This window comes from Planotetraspora silvatica (assembly GCF_016863315.1).
GTDB classification, from domain to species: Bacteria; Actinomycetota; Actinomycetes; order Streptosporangiales; family Streptosporangiaceae; genus Planotetraspora; species Planotetraspora silvatica.
Window position 1 is genome coordinate 1 of sequence record NZ_BOOQ01000025.1, and the last position, 669, is coordinate 669.

The following is a 669-nucleotide window of genomic DNA, read 5'->3' on the forward strand; positions in this document are numbered from 1 at the left end:
GGAGCCGGCGTCGATGTCGGCCTGGATGACGGTGTAGTCGCCGGTGCACATGGTGGACTCCTGCGGCGCCAGTGTGGTGACCCCACAGGTGATCACCGGAGGCGTTCCCGAACCCGAGAAGGACATCTCGGTCACGTGCACGCTGGTGAGGGTGACGTTCCCGGTGTTGGTGACGGCGTGGGAGTAGGTGACGGTCTGGCCGGCCGAGGTGACCGTGTCCGGGGCCGCCGTCTTGGCGAGGGTCAATGCCGAGTCGGCGGTCGCGGTGACCGTCGCTGTGGAGGCATTGGACTCGGTGACCGCTCCCGACGGTTGCGTGCCTGAGGCGGTGGCGGTGTTGACGATGGAGCCGGCGTCGATGTCGGCCTGGGTCACGGTGTAGTCGCCGGTGCACGTGGTCGAGGCCTGTGGTGCGAGCGACGTGGCCGGGCAGGTGATCACCGGAGGCGTTCCCGAACCCGAGAAGGACAGGTCGGCCGCACTGACATTGTCGAGGGTGACGTTCCCGGTGTTGGTGACCACGTAGAAGTACGTGACCGTCTGGCCTGCCGACGCCACTGTGTTCGGGGCCGCCGTCTTGGCGAGGGTCAACGACGAGTCGGCGGCCGCGGTGACCGTCGCGGTCGAGGCGTTCGAGGTGATGGCGGTGCCGGTGGGCGGTGTGCCTGA

General features: G+C 68.3%; 1 protein-coding gene. It reads right to left on the bottom strand.

Annotation, left to right across the window (positions count from 1 at the left end):
• Positions 1–591, bottom strand: a 591-nt coding sequence (locus Psi02_RS19285) for a CLIPPER-2 domain-containing protein (RefSeq protein ID WP_444544195.1), incomplete at its 3' end; no start/stop codon positions are given.
• Positions 592–669 lie beyond the last annotated feature (78 nt).